This is a genomic window from Desulfofundulus thermosubterraneus DSM 16057 (genome assembly GCF_900142025.1).
Lineage (GTDB): Bacteria > Bacillota > Desulfotomaculia > Desulfotomaculales > Desulfovirgulaceae > Desulfofundulus > Desulfofundulus thermosubterraneus.
The window spans coordinates 1-15,805 of record NZ_FQZM01000058.1; the positions used below are offsets into that span (position 1 = coordinate 1).

The window sequence follows — 15,805 nt, forward strand, 5'->3', positions numbered from 1 at the left end:
GGCTGCCGTCAAAGTGGTCTTCCCGTGGTCAACGTGTCCAATGGTCCCTACGTTTACGTGGGGTTTCGTCCGCTCAAATTTGGCCTTGGCCATGACATTAGATCCTCCTTATCCAGCATATAGTTTTGTAGGCAGCATATGTGGGTGCGGCCTTTATCCCCGCCGCCGGGCAATAATTGCTTCGGCCAGAGACGGAGGTATTTCCTCATAGTGACTGAACTGCATGGTATAGGTACCCCGCCCCTGGGTACGCGAACGCAGATCCGTAGCGTAGCCGAACATCTCGGCCAGGGGGACATAGGCATGGATCACCTGCGCGTTACCCCGCCGCTCCATCTCTTCAATGCGTCCGCGACGGGCGTTGAGGTCCCCAATGACATCCCCCATGTACTCCTCCATGACCACCACTTCCACCTTCATGATCGGTTCCATCAGCACCGGTTTGGCCTTTTGCGCCCCGTTTTTGAACGCGATGGAACCGGCAATTTTAAAGGCCATTTCCGAGGAGTCCACTTCATGGTAGGAGCCGTCCACCAGGGTTACCCGCACATCCACTACCGGATACCCGGCCAGGACACCGTTTTCCATGGCTTCCTTGACGCCGGCATCGACAGCCGGGATGTATTCTTTGGGCACCACACCACCGACAATCTTGTTGACAAACTCGTAACCGGCACCTCGCTCCAAAGGTTCGACTTCCAGAACCACATGGCCGTACTGGCCGCGGCCGCCGGTCTGCCGGATGAATTTGCCTTCGGCCTTGACCTTTTCCCTGATGGTCTCCTTGTAGGCCACCTGGGGACGTCCTACATTGGCCTCGACCTTGAACTCCCGCATCAGGCGGTCGACGATAATCTCCAGGTGCAGCTCGCCCATGCCGGAAATAATGGTCTGGCCCGTTTCCGGATCAGTATGCATCCTGAAGGTGGGGTCCTCTTCGGCCAGCTTGGAGAGGGCCGCGCCCATTTTGTCCTGGTCGGCCTTGGTCTTGGGCTCGATGGCCACGGAAATCACCGGCTCGGGGAAATCCATGGACTCCAGGACGATGGGGTGTTTTTCATCGCACAGGGTATCCCCCGTGGTGGTTTCCTTTAAGCCCACGGCCGCTACAATGTCCCCGGCATAAGCCTCATCTATTTCCTCCCGGTGGTTGGCATGCATGCGCAAAATGCGCCCGATGCGCTCCCGTCGGTTTTTGGTGGAGTTATAGACGTATGAGCCAGAAGTTACCTTACCTGAGTATACCCGGAAAAAGGTCAGTTTACCCACATAGGGATCGGCCATGATCTTAAAGGCCAGGGCCGAAAATGGTTCATCGTCCCTGGCCACCCGCTTATCCTCCACCCCGGTTTCGGGGTTGAGACCTCGGATGGCCGGTATGTCCGTCGGTGCCGGAAGGAAGTCGACAATGGCATCTAAAAGGGGCTGGACACCCTTGTTTTTGAACGAGGAACCGCACAGCACCGGGATCATCTTCACCGCCAAAGTGGCTTTGCGGATGCCCCGCTTAATCTCCTCTTCAGTTAGCTCTTCGCCTTCCAGGTACTTGATCATCAATTCCTCATCGGACTCGGCCACTGCTTCTAAAAGCCTTTCCCGATACTCGGCCACCAGTTCACGCATTCCCTCCGGGATGGCCGTCTCCTTGCTGCGCGTGCCTAGATCATCAACATAAATAATGGCTTTGTTACGAATCAGATCTACCACACCGGCAAAGCTGTCCTCGGCGCCTATGGGCAGCTGGATGGCCACCGGGTTGGCACCCAACCGTTCCCGGATCATGGACATGCTGCGGAAGAAATCCGCGCCGACCCGGTCCATCTTATTAATGTAAGCAATCCGCGGTACACCGTACTTGTCGGCCTGGCGCCACACGGTCTCCGACTGGGGCTCCACGCCGCCCACGGAACAGAAGATAGCCACAGCTCCATCGAGCACCCGCAGGGAGCGTTCTACTTCCACAGTAAAGTCCACGTGCCCAGGCGTGTCGATAATGTTAATACAATGATCCCGCCACTGACAACTGGTGGCAGCGGAAGTAATGGTAATGCCCCGTTCCTGTTCCTGTACCATCCAGTCCATGGTGGCGGCCCCATCATGCACTTCACCCATTTTGTGCACACGGCCGGTGTAAAAAAGAATCCGTTCGGTGGTGGTGGTCTTGCCGGCATCAATGTGGGCCATTATACCGATGTTGCGTGTTCTTTCCAGCGGAAATTGCCGTGCCATATTTTCACCCCCTTACCACCGGTAATGGGCAAAGGCCTTGTTGGCTTCCGCCATTTTGTGGGTGTCTTCCTTCTTTTTCACCGCCCCACCTGTATTATTGGCGGCATCCATAATTTCCGCGGCCAGCTTTTCTTCCATGCTTTTGCCACCGCGTTGCCGGGCATACTGGGTGATCCAGCGGATACCCAGGGTCTGCCGCCGCTCGGGCCGGACTTCCACAGGTACCTGGTAGTTGGCACCCCCTACCCGGCGGGCCTTTACCTCCAGCACGGGCATAACATTTTTCATGGCCTGCTCAAAAACTTCAAGCGGGTCCTTGCCGGTTTTTTCCCGGATGATCTCAAAGGCCTTGTAACATATGCGTTCGGCTATGCTCTTCTTGCCTTTGAGCATAACCTGGTTGATCAGCTTGGTGACCACCTTGCTGTTGTAAATGGGGTCCGGCGGCACATCTCGCTTGGCTACTGCGCCTCTCCTGGGCATTGTCTACCCCCCTTTAACCGAAAGTATAACCTTTCCTGCCAAACTTAAAACTACCGGCCCAACCGGCCGGCGGTTAATTATTTCTTCGGGCGCTTGGCGCCATACTTGGAACGGCCCCGGTTGCGGTTCTGCACACCGGCACAATCCAGGGCACCCCTGATAATATGGTAACGAACACCGGGCAGGTCTTTCACCCGGCCGCCCCGCACTAATACCACCGAGTGTTCCTGTAGATTATGCCCGATCCCCGGAATATAGGAGGTTACCTCGATCCCGTTGGTAAGCCTTACCCGCGCCACCTTGCGCAGGGCGGAGTTAGGCTTCTTCGGGGTTGTGGTGTAAACCCTGGTGCATACTCCCCGCTTCTGCGGGCTTCCCTTGAGCGCGGGGGCTGAAGACTTGTGGGTCACCTTCTCCCGGCCCTTGCGGACCAGTTGGCTGATGGTCGGCATGCTGCTACACCTCCTTCCTCCAGATTATCGGACATAACCACGGCCACCCCTGTTGAAGCGGCGGTTAATCTTCGATAACCGCCGCCGAGGCACAACCCACTTCGATGTGGCAGGCTTTACCCAGTTGGGACATGGAATCGACCTCAACAAGGGGTATGTCTTTGGCGCGACAGGCCTGGATAATGGGATCAATGATATGCCGCTCCGCGTTCATGGCCACGTAAACTACTTTAGCCTGCCCCCGATTAATGGCCTTCATGGTCTGCTTGGAGCCTACCATTTTCTTGCGGGCATTGGACAGCCGGGCCAAGGGCATGAGCTCTCCCCCCAGAGAAATCCAGACACTCTCATATCTTAACATCAGTCACGAACGTTGTCAATATTTTCGTGAGCAACCGCGGCACCTGCAGGCTCGAGTTCTTTCTGCTGAACTTCGTCCCCGGCTTCCACCAGCTGAATATTACGGTAGCGGCTCATGCCCGTACCCGCAGGCACCAGCTTGCCGATGATTACGTTTTCCTTCAACCCGATCAGGGGATCCACTTTACCTTTAATGGCTGCCTCGGTCAACACCCGGGTGGTTTCCTGGAAAGAAGCAGCCGAGAGGAACGAATCGGTGGCCAGGGAGGCCTTGGTTATCCCTAGGAGCACCGGCCGAGCCACGGCTTCCCTACCGCCCTGTTCGCGGATCCGGCGGTTTTCGTCCTCCAGCTCAAACTTGTCGATCACCCCGCCGGGAAGCAGATCCGTATCCCCGGGGTCTTCCACCCTGACCTTGCGCAGCATCTGGCGGATCATTACTTCTATGTGCTTGTCGTTGATATCCACACCCTGCAGGCGGTAGACCCGCTGCACCTCGTGCAGCAGGTAGGTATAGACGCCGTGCAGCCCCTTGATCTTTAAAAGGTCATGGGGGTTGATGGAGCCCTCGGTTAGCTCGTCTCCGGCAGCCACCCGGTCCCCGGCACTGACCTTAAGCCGGGCGCCGTAAGGAATCTGGTAGGTGTATTTTTCACCGCTGTCGGTGGTGATCTCCACCTCCCGGCGTCCCTTAACCTCCCGCACGTCCACCACGCCGTCGGCTTCGGCAATGACCGCCTGCCCTTTGGGGCGCCGGGCCTCAAAGAGTTCCTCCACCCTGGGGAGACCCTGGGTGATGTCGTCACCGGCCACACCCCCGGTGTGGAAGGTGCGCATGGTCAACTGGGTACCCGGTTCGCCGATGGACTGGGCTGCGATAATCCCTACCGCCTCACCGATGTCCACCATGCGGCCGGTGGCCAGGTTGCGGCCGTAGCACTTCACGCACACGCCGTAACGGGTTTTACAGGTAATCACCGACCGAATCCATACTTCCTTAATGCCGGCGTTAACGATGGCCCCGGCTTTTTCCTCGTCGATCTCTTCTTCCGCCCGCACCAGCACTTCCCCTGTCTCGGGATGGACAATATCGTTCAAGGCCACCCGGCCTACCAGACGGTCTTCCAGCTTTTCAATTACTTCCGTGCCGTCCTTGATTTCCTGCACCAGAATACCTTCCTCGGTGCCGCAGTCCTCTTCCCGGACGATGACATCCTGGGCCACGTCCACCAGGCGCCGGGTCAGGTAGCCGGAGTCGGCGGTGCGCAGGGCGGTATCGGCCAGACCCTTGCGGGCACCGTGGGTGGAAATAAAGTATTCCAGCACGGCCAGCCCTTCCCGGAAGTTGGCTTTAATGGGCACGGGGATGATCCGGCCCGAGGGATCGGCCATAAGTCCCCGCATACCGGCCAGCTGGCGAATCTGCTGGATGTTACCCCGGGCACCGGAATTGGCCATCATGTATACGGGATTGAATTTATCCAGGATATTCAACAGGGCCTTGGTTACCTTGTCGGTGGCCTCGTTCCAGATGGTGATGATCTTGCGGTAGCGCTCCTCCTCGGTGATCAACCCCCGGCGGTACTGGGTTTCCACCGTTTCCACCTGCTTTTCCGCGTCCGCCAGGATTTCCTTTTTCTCCGGGGGAATAATAATGTCGGAAGTGCTGATGGTGATCCCGGCCCTGGTGGCAAAATGGAAACCGAGTTTTTTAATACCGTCCAGCATGTTGGCCGTGGCTGAATACCCCAGCTTGCGGTAACAATCGTCCACCAGCTGCACCAGGCTCTTTTTATCCATCACAGTGTTCAAATAGCCCAGTTCATCGGGGACCACTTCATTAAAGATGATTCTGCCCACGGTAGTTTCCAGCCGCTCCCCGTTGGGCTGGCGCACCTGGACCCGGGCCTGCAGGCTCACGGCTCCGTTATAATAGGCCATGATGGCTTCCTCGTAATCCTTGAAAACCTTGCCCTCACCAGGAGCACCGGGTTTTTCCATGGTCAGGTAGTAGCAGCCCAGGACCATATCCTGCGTGGGAATGGCCACGGGACGGCCGTCCTTGGGGTTTAAGATGTTATGGGCCGAAAGCATGAGCAAACGGGCTTCGGCCTGAGCCTCGGCCGACAGAGGCACGTGCACGGCCATCTGGTCGCCGTCAAAGTCGGCGTTATAGGCGGTGCAGACCATGGGGTGGATCTGGATGGCCCGGCCTTCCACCAGGACGGGCTCAAAGGCCTGAATCCCCAGCCGGTGCAGTGTGGGGGCCCGGTTCAAAAGCACCGGGTGCTCCTTGATCACCTCTTCCAGGACGTCCCAAACTTCCGGGCGCACCCGCTCCACCATGCGCTTGGCGCTCTTGATATTATGGGCATAGCCCTTGTTCACCAGCTGCTTCATCACAAAGGGTTTGAACAGCTCCAGGGCCATTTCCTTGGGCAGGCCGCACTGGTGGAGCTTCAAGGTGGGGCCGACCACAATCACCGAACGGCCGGAATAGTCCACCCGCTTGCCCAGGAGGTTCTGGCGGAAACGCCCCTGCTTTCCCTTGAGCATGTCGCTTAAGGACTTCAACGGCCGGTTGCCCGGACCGGTAACGGGGCGCCCCCGGCGGCCGTTGTCTATGAGAGCGTCCACCGCTTCCTGGAGCATGCGCTTTTCGTTCCGGACGATAATATCGGGAGCACCCAGATCCAGGAGGCGCTTCAACCGGTTGTTGCGGTTGATGACCCGCCGGTACAGGTCATTTAAGTCCGAGGTGGCAAAGCGGCCCCCGTCAAGCTGGACCATGGGGCGCAGTTCCGGAGGAATAACCGGAATGACGTCTAAAATCATCCACTCGGGCCGGTTGCCGGATTTGCGAAAAGCTTCCACCACTTCCAAACGGCGAATGGCCCTTACCCGGCGCTGACCGCTGACTTCCTTGAGCTCCTGGCGCAGCTCCCGGCTCATTTCATCCAGGTCGATTTCAGCCAGGAGCTCCTTGATCGCCTCGGCACCCATCCCCGCCTTAAAGGCATTGCCGTATTTCTCCCGGTACTCCCGGTATTCCGTTTCCGTAAGTAGCTGCTTTTTAATCAGGGGAGTGTTGCCGGGATCTATAACAATATATGAAACAAAGTAAAGGACTTTTTCCAGCGCGCGGGGGGACATGTCCAGGAGCAAACCCATGCGGCTGGGAATGCCTTTAAAATACCAGACGTGGGACACGGGGGCGGCCAGTTCGATATGCCCCAGGCGTTCCCGGCGTACCTTCGAGCGCGTAACCTCCACACCACAGCGATCGCAAACCACGCCCTTGTAGCGTACCCGCTTGTATTTGCCGCAATGGCACTCCCAGTCCCTGGTGGGACCGAAAATGCGCTCGCAAAAAAGACCGTCCCGCTCCGGTTTCAATGTCCGGTAGTTGATTGTCTCCGGCTTTTTTACCTCGCCGCTGGACCACTGGCGGATCTGGTCCGAGGATGCCAAGCCAATGCGGATGCGGTCAAAGTTGTTCAAATCCAGCAAAGGATCCCTCTCCCTTCGCTAAGAATATCGCCGGTTCTATCAGGCTTGCAAAACCGCCCCAGGGCAGCCGTGTAAATCTGTTATGACATGGATGCGGCAACACGTATAGCAATCACTGGTAACGATCCGGTTCCGTGTCCTCATCATCCAGATCCAGGACGTCATCGGGCAAATCAACCGGGTAGTCCTCCTCTTCATATTCCTCCCGTTCTTCCTCGACCTCCGAATCGGAATCATAACTCTTTTCCGGAGGCGGCTCCTCGGCGTGAATATCAAGTCCGAGATCCCGGGCCGTTTCCTGCATGTCTTCCTCCACTTCCTTGATCTCGATCTCCTCGTCGTCCTCCGAAAGAACCTTCACATCCAAAGCCAGGCTCTGCAGCTCCTTGATTAAAACCTTGAAGGACTCAGGAACACCCGGTTCGGGCACGTTTTCCCCCTTGACAATGGCCTCGTAGGTCTTCACCCGGCCCACAACATCGTCGGATTTAACCGTGAGGATCTCCTGCAGGGTATAGGCCGCCCCGTAAGCCTCCAGCGCCCAAACCTCCATTTCGCCGAAGCGCTGACCGCCGAACTGGGCCTTACCACCCAGGGGCTGCTGGGTAACCAGCGAATAGGGGCCGGTGGAGCGGGCATGGATCTTGTCGTCCACCAGGTGGGCCAGTTTCAACATGTAGAGGTAACCCACGGTAATGGGGTTGTCGAAAGGTTCTCCAGTTCGCCCGTCGTAAAGGGTTATCTTGCCGTCCCTGGGAAGACCCGCCTTTTCCAAGAATTCCAGGATATCCTCTTCCGTGGCCCCGTTAAACACCGGTGTGGAGACATGGTACCCCAGCACCTTGGCCGCCCAGCCCAGGTGGGTTTCCAGCACTTGGCCCAGGTTCATCCGCGAGGGTACACCCAGGGGGTTTAGCACGATCTCCACGGGCGTGCCGTCGGGAAGAAAGGGCATGTCCTCCTCCGGGAGGATCCGGGCAATAACTCCCTTGTTCCCGTGGCGGCCCGCCATTTTATCGCCCTCGGAAATCTTGCGCTTCTGGGCCACATACACTCTGACCAGCTGGTTAACCCCGGGGGGGAGTTCGTCGCCCTTTTCCCGGGAAAATACTTTGACATCCACTACTTTACCGGACTCGCCGTGGGGCACCCTTAAAGAAGTGTCCCGCACTTCCCGGGCCTTTTCGCCAAAGATGGCCCGCAACAATCGTTCCTCGGCGGTGAGCTCGGTTTCTCCCTTTGGCGTAACCTTGCCCACTAAAATATCCCCGGGGCGCACTTCCGCTCCCACCCGGATAATTCCCCGCTCGTCCAGGTCCTTTAAGATCTCCTCGCCTACGTTGGGAATATCCCTGGTGATTTCCTCGGGACCGAGCTTGGTATCCCGGGCGTCGCACTCATACTCTTCTATGTGAATGGAAGTGAAGTAGTCTTCCTTGACCAGCTTTTCGCTCACCAGGATGGCGTCTTCGTAGTTATAACCTTCCCAGGGCATGAAGGCCACCAGCACGTTTCGACCCAGGGCCAGCTCCCCGTGATCAGTGGAAGGCCCGTCAGCAATTACCTGCCCGGCTTCAACCCGGTCGCCCTTGTATACCATGGGCTTTTGATTAATGCAGGTACCCTGGTTGGAACGGGCAAACTTGATCAGCTTGTAAGTATCCAGAGTGCCGTTACCGGTGCGGATCACGATCTCGTTGGCCGTTACCCGCTCCACCACACCGCTGTTTCTGGCGATGACCACCACCCCGGAATCCCGGGCGGCTTTATACTCCAGCCCCGTACCCACCAGGGGTGCTTGAGCCTTAATCAACGGTACGGCCTGGCGCTGCATGTTGGCACCCATCAGCGCCCGGTTTGCATCGTCGTGCTCCAGGAAGGGAATCAAAGAGGTGGCCACACTGAAGACCTGCTTGGGCGAAACGTCCATGTAGTCGACCTTGTCCGTGGGCACCACCAGAATCTCATGGCCGTGGCGGGCATTCACCCGCTCCTCCAGAAAATAGCCATTTTCATCCAGGGGCACGTTGGCCTGGGCAATGACCAGATCCTCTTCCTCGTCAGCTGTGAGGTAGACGATCTCGTCGGTAACCCGCCGCTCTTCCTTGTTTACCTTGCGGTAGGGCGTTTCAATAAAACCAAAGTGGTTGATCCGGGCATAGCAGGACAAAGAGCCGATCAGGCCGATGTTGGGACCTTCCGGGGTCTCTATGGGACACATGCGGCCGTAGTGGGAATGGTGCACGTCCCGTACCTCGAAGCCCGCCCTCTCCCGGCTTAATCCACCCGGCCCCAGAGCCGAAAGGCGCCGTTTATGGGTTAATTCGGCCAGGGGGTTCGTCTGGTCCATGAATTGGGAAAGCTGGCTGGAGCCAAAAAATTCCTTGATGGCCGCCACCACCGGCCGGATGTTGATCAGCACCTGGGGGGTGATGACATCCACATCCTGTATGGTCATCCTTTCCCGCACCACCCGTTCCATGCGGGATAAACCAATGCGGAACTGGTTCTGCAAGAGTTCCCCCACCGAACGCAGGCGCCGGTTGCCCAGGTGGTCGATATCATCCACCTGACCTTCCCCATCCATTAAACGAAGCAAATATTTAACGGTGGCAATAATATCCTCGGAGGTCAGCTCCCGGATAAATTCGCGGTTTTTGGGCACCTCCCGGTTCAGGTAACGGTCCCACTCCATTGGTCCCTGACCGTCATCTTTAAAACGGTAAAGCACATCATGCTTTAACTTCTTCCATATTTTATAACGGCCTACATTGGCCAGGTCGTAGCGCTTGGGATCAAAGAACAGCGAGTGGAGCAGCGAGCGGGCGCTCTCCACCGTGGGGGGTTCACCGGGCCGCAGCCGTTTGTAGATTTCCACCAGGGCTTCCTCTTCGGAATCGGTGTTGTCCCTGGTCAGGGTTTCCTGAATATATTTATTCCCGTCAAACAGGTCGATGATCATCACATTGGACCCATAGCCCAGGGCACGCACCAGGACGGTAACTGGAATCTTGCGGGTGCGGTCAACGCGTACGAAGACATGGTCGTTGACATCGGTTTCAAATTCCAGCCATGCCCCCCGGTTGGGGATAATGGTGGCCGTGTAGATTTTCTTGCCGCTGGGATCGAGCTGGTCGGCAAAGTAAACCCCGGGGGAACGCACCAGCTGGCTGACAATCACCCGCTCCGCGCCGTTGATGATAAAGGTGCCTTTCTCGGTCATGAGGGGGAAGTCGCCCATGAAGACTTCCTGCTCTTTGACCTCTCCCGTCTCTTTATTTATCAGGCGCACCTTTACTCTTAAAGGCGCCGCGTAGGTGACGTCCCGCTCTTTGCACTCTTCGACGGAGTACTTGGGTTCACCAAGGGTATAGTCCAAAAACTCAAGGACCAGATTGCCGGTAAAGTCCTGGATGGGCGAAACATCCTGGAAAACCTCGCGCAAACCCTCCCGCAAAAACCAGTCGTAGGAGTTGCGCTGCACTTCAATCAAATTGGGCAAATCCAAAACTTCCCGGAGCTTGCCGAAATTCCACCTGGTTCTGATCCCGGCGTTTGCAGTATCCATTGAGAGCCTCACACCCCCCAAAATTAAAAAACAACGAAAAGCAAGGTTTTTTAAGAAAACCTCGCTTTCCTACGAAATCATAAAAAAGCTATGCCAGGATATTATTTCCGCAAAAGCGATCATTCATACGTATACGTATAAAGACGGCTCCCGGTCCATGCATATATATGGACGTTTAGGAATAATAGCACATTCACACTGGATTGTCAAGGGGTGACGTCCTCTAAAATGCGGTGAAGCCAGGGATACGGCGCGGGCCACACTGACCATGCAGTGTGGCCCGCGGTGTTGCCGGAGCGGCACTTACTTGATTTCCACAGTGGCGCCCTGCTCTTCCAGCTTGGCCTTGATGGCCTCGGCCTCCTCCTTGCTGACCTTTTCCTTAATGGGCTTGGGAACGTTATCCACCACTTCCTTGGCTTCTTTTAAGCCCAGGCCGGTGATCTCCCGTACCACCTTGATCACGTTGATCTTCTTGTCGCCCACGGCGGTCAGAATAACGTCAAATTCAGTCTGTTCTTCCTCGGCTGCCGGGGCGGCTGCAGGACCAGCAGCTACCGGGGCGGCGGCCACGGCCACGGGGGCGGCAGCGCTCACGCCAAACTCCTCTTCAAATTTTTTCACCAGTTCAGCCAGCTCTAATACGGTCAGGCCTTTTACGGCTTCGAGAATTTCATTTACCTTGGACATTATTTTACCTCCTCAGATCATGGTTTTGGGTTCAAGCAACTTTCTCAGGTAGTCGCTTCTCCGGCCTTTTGTTTTCGGATGGCTTCCAGCACATAGACCAGGTTGCGCAAGAGACCCTGCAATGCGCCGGCGAAACCATAAAGGGGAGCCTGCATACCACCCGCTACCCTGGCCAGCAGAACCTCCCGGGAGGGCAGGTCGGCCAGGCGGCGAACCCCTTCCACATCGATGACCCTGCCTTCCAGTATGCCGGCCTTTATTTCCAGTTGTTTAAACTCCCGGGCAAGCTCGGCAACAACCTTGGCCGGGGCCACGGGATCCTCGTAACCAAAGGCAATGGCCGTAGGTCCTTCCAGATAAGGATCTAATCCCTCTAAACCCGCCTCGTTGGCTGCCAGGCGGGTCAGGGTGTTTTTTGCCACTTTTAGCTCACTGCCCGACTCCCTGAGGCGCCTGCGCACTTTGGTCATGGATGCGACATCAAGACCGCGAAAGTTGGTTAGAACAGCTGCTTTGCTGGTCCGAAACTTCTCCGTCAATTCCGCCAGTATGGCTTGTTTTTCTTCCCTGGTAGGCATAAACCGGTTGCACCTCCTTTCCGCGGGTTGAAAAAACTAAAGGGCAGGCACCTGTAGCACAAAAAGACACAGGGCCTGCCCTGATAAACAAACGGCAGGTAACAAAACCCCGGCCTCGGTTGGCGGCAGATGCCATTAAGTACTGGACACCAACTGTCTACAGCTAGGTATGGCTATGAAGTTTTGATGTAGCGTGCTTTAGGCGGTAACTTTCAGGTGGTTAACTTTTACTCCCGGCCCCATGGTGGAGGAAACAGTGATGCCCCTGATGTACTGGCCTTTGGCAGCAGCCGGCTTGACCCGGATCAACTGCTCCACCAGGGTGCGCAGGTTTTCAGCCAGTTTTTCGACGTCAAAGGATACCTTACCGATAGGGGCGTGGATTATACCGGCCTTATCCACCCGGTATTCAATCTTACCCGCTTTCACTTCCTTAACCGCCTGAGCAACATCAAAGGTGACCGTACCCGTTTTGGGGTTGGGCATCAGGCCCCGGGGGCCCAGAATCCGGCCCAGGCGTCCGACCAGGCTCATCATGTCGGGGGTGGCAATAGCTACGTCAAAACCCAGCCATCCCTCTTGCTGGATCTTGGCTACCATATCCTCAGCCCCAACGAAATCCGCACCGGCTTCCTCGGCCTCCCTGGCCTTTTCCCCTTTGGCAAAGACCAGCACGGTCCTCGTCTTGCCGGTGCCATGGGGTAAAACTACCGCTCCCCGTACCTGCTGATCGGCGTGCCGGGGGTCTACCCCCAGCTTTACGGCCACTTCCACCGTCTCGTCAAATTTAGCCGAAGCCATTTCTTTAACCAGAGCAAGGGCTTCAGCGGGATCGTAAAGCCTGGACCGATCCACTTTCTTGGCTGCATCTAAATACTTTTTGCCATGTCGCGGCATTTTTACCTTCCTCCTTTGTGGTGCTAACGGACTGGATCCTCCCACTGCGCACGGGCCTAGCCTTCCACTACTTCAATGCCCATGCTCCTGGCCGTCCCTTTAATCATGCGGATGGCGGCCTCGATATCATTGGCGTTGAGATCCTGCATCTTTGTTTCGGCAATCTCCCGCACTTTGGACAGGGGAATCTTCGCTACCTTTTTCCGGTTGGGTTCACCGGAGGCAGTCTCAATACCGCAGGCTTTCTTCAGCAGTACCGCAGCCGGCGGTGTCTTACAGATAAAGGTGAAGCTGCGATCCTCAAAAACGGTTATTTCCACCGGAATGATTAGACCGGCCTGGGCAGCCGTACGTTCGTTAAATTCCTTAACGAAGGCCATAATATTCACACCGTGTTGACCCAGGGCGGGACCTACCGGAGGGGCAGGGGTGGCTTTTCCTGCCGGGACTTGCAGCTTGATCACCGCAGCTACTCTTTTCGCCATTTGCTACGAACACCTCCTCGCCGTCGCTATATCTTTTCCACCTGGGAAAAATCCAATTCCACCGGAGTTTCCCGGCCAAACATGGAGATCATTACTTTGAGCTTTCCCTTATCCGGATCTATTTCTTCAATAATACCTTCAAAATTCTCAAAGGGACCGGAAGTAACCCGCACGCGCTCCTTCACGTTCAGGTCCAGCCGCGGGCGCGGGGTATCGGACACAGTCTTGCCTATTATCTGCATGGCCTCTTCGTCGGTCAGGGGAATGGGCCTGGAGCCTGAACCGACAAAACCGGTCACGCCGGGGGTATTGCGCACCACATACCAGGAATCGTCGGTCATGATCATTTCCACCAGCACATAACCGGGGTAGATTTTTTTCTTAACGATTTTTTTCTTGCCGTCTTTTATTTCCACCTCGTCCTCCATGGGGACGAGGATACGGAAGATTTTTTCCTCCATGTTCATGGATTCGATCCGCTTTTCCAGGTTGGCCTTAACCTTATTCTCATACCCTGAATAGGTATGAACAACGTACCAGTGCTTTTCTCCCTTTTCACTCATAAATACAAGGGACCTCAAGAAAACTTAAGGCCCCCCACCCCCTTGGCACTTATTTAATGATAAACTGCAGCAGCCGGCTTAAAAGCGAATCGAAAATCCAGATCAGGATGCCAACGATGGTGACGGCCACCAGCACCACACCAGTGTAAGTAACAACCTCCCGCCGGTTAGGCCAGTGAACCTTTTTCAGTTCGCTGTAGACTCCGCGAAAATATTTACTAACCTGTTCTAGGCGGTTCACCTTTTCCCTTTTCATCACGAGCCTTTTTTCGGGTTTCTTAACCGCCCTTGCTCCATCGCGAACGGCCACTTCGTTTCGCGAGCCGTCCCTTTTGATTAGACCTCTCAATGGTGCCATGTTAGCCACATCCTTAAAACCCTTATCGCAAGCCTGTCGCGGCGGGAAAAGACTAACGGGTTTCTTTGTGCAGGGTATGGGTATGACAGAACTTGCAGTACTTTTTCAATTCTATCCGGTTAGGATCATTTTTCTTGTTCTTTGTGGTGGTGTAGTTCCGGCGTTTGCATTCCGTGCAGGCCAGAGTAACACTAACCCGCATCCTGGCCACCTCCTAAAACTAAAAAACACTTGCAAAAAACTCCCTGGAATTAACCTTATCCACTGTAACATAATTCCCCGGTGATGTCAATAGTGGCTCCTAATCATAGTGGCTCCTAATCAAAAAGTGTAACCATAGCCTTCCATAAGTAACCTAATATAAGCATTGAAGAAGGAATTGACAGGCAACTCCTTCTTCATCCGCTTCTCCATTTGCTACCGCTCGTTACTCAATAATCTGAGTGACCACGCCGGCTCCGACGGTACGGCCACCTTCCCGGATGGCGAAGCGCAGCCCTTCTTCAATGGCAATGGGGGTGATCAGCTTGATCTCCAGCCGAACGTTATCCCCGGGCATCACCATCTCCACACCTTCAGGCAGCGTTATCGTCCCCGTCACGTCCGTTGTCCGGAAGTAAAACTGCGGCCGGTACCCGTTAAAGAACGGCGTGTGCCGCCCACCTTCTTCCTTGGTCAGCACGTATACTTCCGCGTTGAAGTGGGTGTGCGGCTTGATGCTCCCGGGCTTCGCCAGCACCATCCCCCGCTCCACTTCCTTACGGTCGATACCGCGCAACAGACATCCAATGTTGTCCCCCGCTTCACCCCGGTCCAGGATCTTCCGGAACATTTCTACACCCGTGACCACCGTCTTCTTCGGCTTCTCCATCAGACCCACTATCTCTACTTCGTCGCCCACTTTCACCGTCCCGCGCTCTACACGCCCCGTCACCACCGTACCGCGACCGGTGATGCTGAACACGTCTTCGATCGGCATCAGGAAGGGCTTGTCAATGTCACGCTGCGGCGTCGGAATGTATTCGTCCACCGCGTCCATCAGTTCCCAGATCGATTTGCACCATTCGCAATCCCGCTTGCCACAGCCGCATTCCAAGGCCTTTAACGCCGAACCCGTGATCACAGGTACGTCGTCCCCCGGAAATTCATAGGTGGACAGAAGTTCCCGCACTTCCATCTCCACCAGTTCCAAAAGTTCCGCGTCGTCCACCATGTCCGCCTTGTTCATGTACACCACAATGTAGGGCACACCCACCTGCCGGGCCAGCAAAATGTGCTCCCGCGTCTGGGGCATGGGACCGTCCGCCGCCGATACCACCAGAATCGCACCGTCCATCTGGGCCGCACCCGTGATCATGTTCTTCACGTAGTCCGCGTGGCCCGGACAGTCCACGTGGGCATAGTGCCTCTTTTCCGTCTCGTATTCCACGTGGGCGGTGTTAATGGTAATCCCCCGCTCCCGCTCCTCCGGTGCGTTGTCGATCTCTTCGTATTTCTTGACCTGCGCCTTGCCCACCGTAGCCAGCACCGTGGTGATGGCTGCCGTCAAAGTGGTCTTCCCGTGGTCAACGTGTCCAATGGTCCCTACGTTTACGTGGGGTTTCGTCCGCTCAAATTTGGCCTTGGCCATGA

Annotated in this window: 15 protein-coding genes; all 15 read right to left on the reverse strand. The window is 56.1% G+C overall.

Annotated features, from left to right (window positions below; genetic code table 11):
- Window positions 1-93, reverse strand: a 93-nt coding sequence (locus BUA65_RS19255; protein ID WP_017173303.1) for a GTP-binding protein, incomplete at its 3' end; no start/stop codon positions are given.
- Window positions 94-153: 60 nt separating this feature from the next.
- Entirely contained in the window at window positions 154-2,229 is a 2,076-nt protein-coding gene (gene fusA / locus BUA65_RS16165) for an elongation factor G (protein ID WP_072871210.1), read from the reverse strand.
- Window positions 2,230-2,241: 12 nt separating this feature from the next.
- Window positions 2,242-2,712, reverse strand: a complete 471-nt coding sequence (rpsG, locus tag BUA65_RS16170; protein WP_013824067.1) for a 30S ribosomal protein S7 — start codon at window positions 2,710-2,712, stop codon at window positions 2,242-2,244.
- A 77-nt stretch (window positions 2,713-2,789) separates the two neighbouring features.
- Entirely contained in the window at window positions 2,790-3,164 is a 375-nt protein-coding gene (gene rpsL, locus BUA65_RS16175; RefSeq protein ID WP_072871211.1) for a 30S ribosomal protein S12, read from the reverse strand.
- Between the two features lie 64 nt (window positions 3,165-3,228).
- Complete coding sequence (locus BUA65_RS16180; RefSeq protein WP_041282996.1) at window positions 3,229-3,480, reverse strand: L7Ae/L30e/S12e/Gadd45 family ribosomal protein; 252 nt, start codon at window positions 3,478-3,480, stop codon at window positions 3,229-3,231.
- Window positions 3,481-3,524: 44 nt separating this feature from the next.
- The gene (gene rpoC, locus BUA65_RS16185) at window positions 3,525-7,034 is read right to left on the reverse strand and encodes a DNA-directed RNA polymerase subunit beta' (protein ID WP_072871213.1); all 3,510 of its coding nucleotides are present in this window, start codon (window positions 7,032-7,034) and stop codon (window positions 3,525-3,527) included.
- A 112-nt stretch (window positions 7,035-7,146) separates the two neighbouring features.
- Window positions 7,147-10,602 carry a DNA-directed RNA polymerase subunit beta gene (rpoB, locus tag BUA65_RS16190; protein ID WP_072871215.1) on the reverse strand — a complete coding sequence of 1,152 codons (3,456 nt, stop codon included), beginning with the start codon at window positions 10,600-10,602 and terminating at the stop codon, window positions 7,147-7,149.
- 303 nt (window positions 10,603-10,905) lie between these two features.
- A complete protein-coding gene (gene rplL, locus BUA65_RS16195; RefSeq protein ID WP_072871216.1) occupies window positions 10,906-11,292 on the reverse strand; it encodes a 50S ribosomal protein L7/L12 in 387 nt (128 codons plus the stop codon).
- Between the two features lie 44 nt (window positions 11,293-11,336).
- The gene (gene rplJ / locus BUA65_RS16200) at window positions 11,337-11,870 is read right to left on the reverse strand and encodes a 50S ribosomal protein L10 (RefSeq protein ID WP_072871218.1); all 534 of its coding nucleotides are present in this window, start codon (window positions 11,868-11,870) and stop codon (window positions 11,337-11,339) included.
- Between the two features lie 198 nt (window positions 11,871-12,068).
- Entirely contained in the window at window positions 12,069-12,767 is a 699-nt protein-coding gene (gene rplA, locus BUA65_RS16205) for a 50S ribosomal protein L1 (protein WP_072871219.1), read from the reverse strand.
- Window positions 12,768-12,823: 56 nt separating this feature from the next.
- A complete protein-coding gene (gene rplK / locus BUA65_RS16210) occupies window positions 12,824-13,252 on the reverse strand; it encodes a 50S ribosomal protein L11 (RefSeq protein ID WP_072871221.1) in 429 nt (142 codons plus the stop codon).
- Window positions 13,253-13,278: 26 nt separating this feature from the next.
- Window positions 13,279-13,815, reverse strand: coding sequence for a transcription termination/antitermination protein NusG (nusG, locus tag BUA65_RS16215; protein WP_072871224.1), 537 nt, complete (start codon window positions 13,813-13,815; stop codon window positions 13,279-13,281).
- A gap of 49 nt (window positions 13,816-13,864) precedes the next feature.
- Window positions 13,865-14,173 carry a preprotein translocase subunit SecE gene (gene secE, locus BUA65_RS16220; protein WP_242656370.1) on the reverse strand — a complete coding sequence of 103 codons (309 nt, stop codon included), beginning with the start codon at window positions 14,171-14,173 and terminating at the stop codon, window positions 13,865-13,867.
- 52 nt (window positions 14,174-14,225) lie between these two features.
- A complete protein-coding gene (gene rpmG, locus BUA65_RS16225) occupies window positions 14,226-14,375 on the reverse strand; it encodes a 50S ribosomal protein L33 (protein WP_027357627.1) in 150 nt (49 codons plus the stop codon).
- A gap of 225 nt (window positions 14,376-14,600) precedes the next feature.
- Window positions 14,601-15,803, reverse strand: coding sequence for an elongation factor Tu (gene tuf / locus BUA65_RS16230; protein WP_072871223.1), 1,203 nt, complete (start codon window positions 15,801-15,803; stop codon window positions 14,601-14,603).
- Window positions 15,804-15,805 lie beyond the last annotated feature (2 nt).

Coding starts and splice junctions, on each gene's coding strand:
- fusA (WP_072871210.1), bottom strand. CDS start 2,229: ATGGCACGGCAATTTCCGCTGGAAAGAACACGCAACATCGGTATAATG.
- rpsG (WP_013824067.1), bottom strand. CDS start 2,712: ATGCCCAGGAGAGGCGCAGTAGCCAAGCGAGATGTGCCGCCGGACCCC.
- rpsL (WP_072871211.1), bottom strand. CDS start 3,164: ATGCCGACCATCAGCCAACTGGTCCGCAAGGGCCGGGAGAAGGTGACC.
- BUA65_RS16180 (WP_041282996.1), bottom strand. CDS start 3,480: ATGCCCTTGGCCCGGCTGTCCAATGCCCGCAAGAAAATGGTAGGCTCC.
- rpoB (WP_072871215.1), bottom strand. CDS start 10,602: ATGGATACTGCAAACGCCGGGATCAGAACCAGGTGGAATTTCGGCAAG.
- rplL (WP_072871216.1), bottom strand. CDS start 11,292: ATGTCCAAGGTAAATGAAATTCTCGAAGCCGTAAAAGGCCTGACCGTA.
- rplJ (WP_072871218.1), bottom strand. CDS start 11,870: ATGCCTACCAGGGAAGAAAAACAAGCCATACTGGCGGAATTGACGGAG.
- rplA (WP_072871219.1), bottom strand. CDS start 12,767: ATGCCGCGACATGGCAAAAAGTATTTAGATGCAGCCAAGAAAGTGGAT.
- rplK (WP_072871221.1), bottom strand. CDS start 13,252: ATGGCGAAAAGAGTAGCTGCGGTGATCAAGCTGCAAGTCCCGGCAGGA.
- nusG (WP_072871224.1), bottom strand. CDS start 13,815: ATGAGTGAAAAGGGAGAAAAGCACTGGTACGTTGTTCATACCTATTCA.
- secE (WP_242656370.1), bottom strand. CDS start 14,173: ATGGCACCATTGAGAGGTCTAATCAAAAGGGACGGCTCGCGAAACGAA.
- rpmG (WP_027357627.1), bottom strand. CDS start 14,375: ATGCGGGTTAGTGTTACTCTGGCCTGCACGGAATGCAAACGCCGGAAC.
- tuf (WP_072871223.1), bottom strand. CDS start 15,803: ATGGCCAAGGCCAAATTTGAGCGGACGAAACCCCACGTAAACGTAGGG.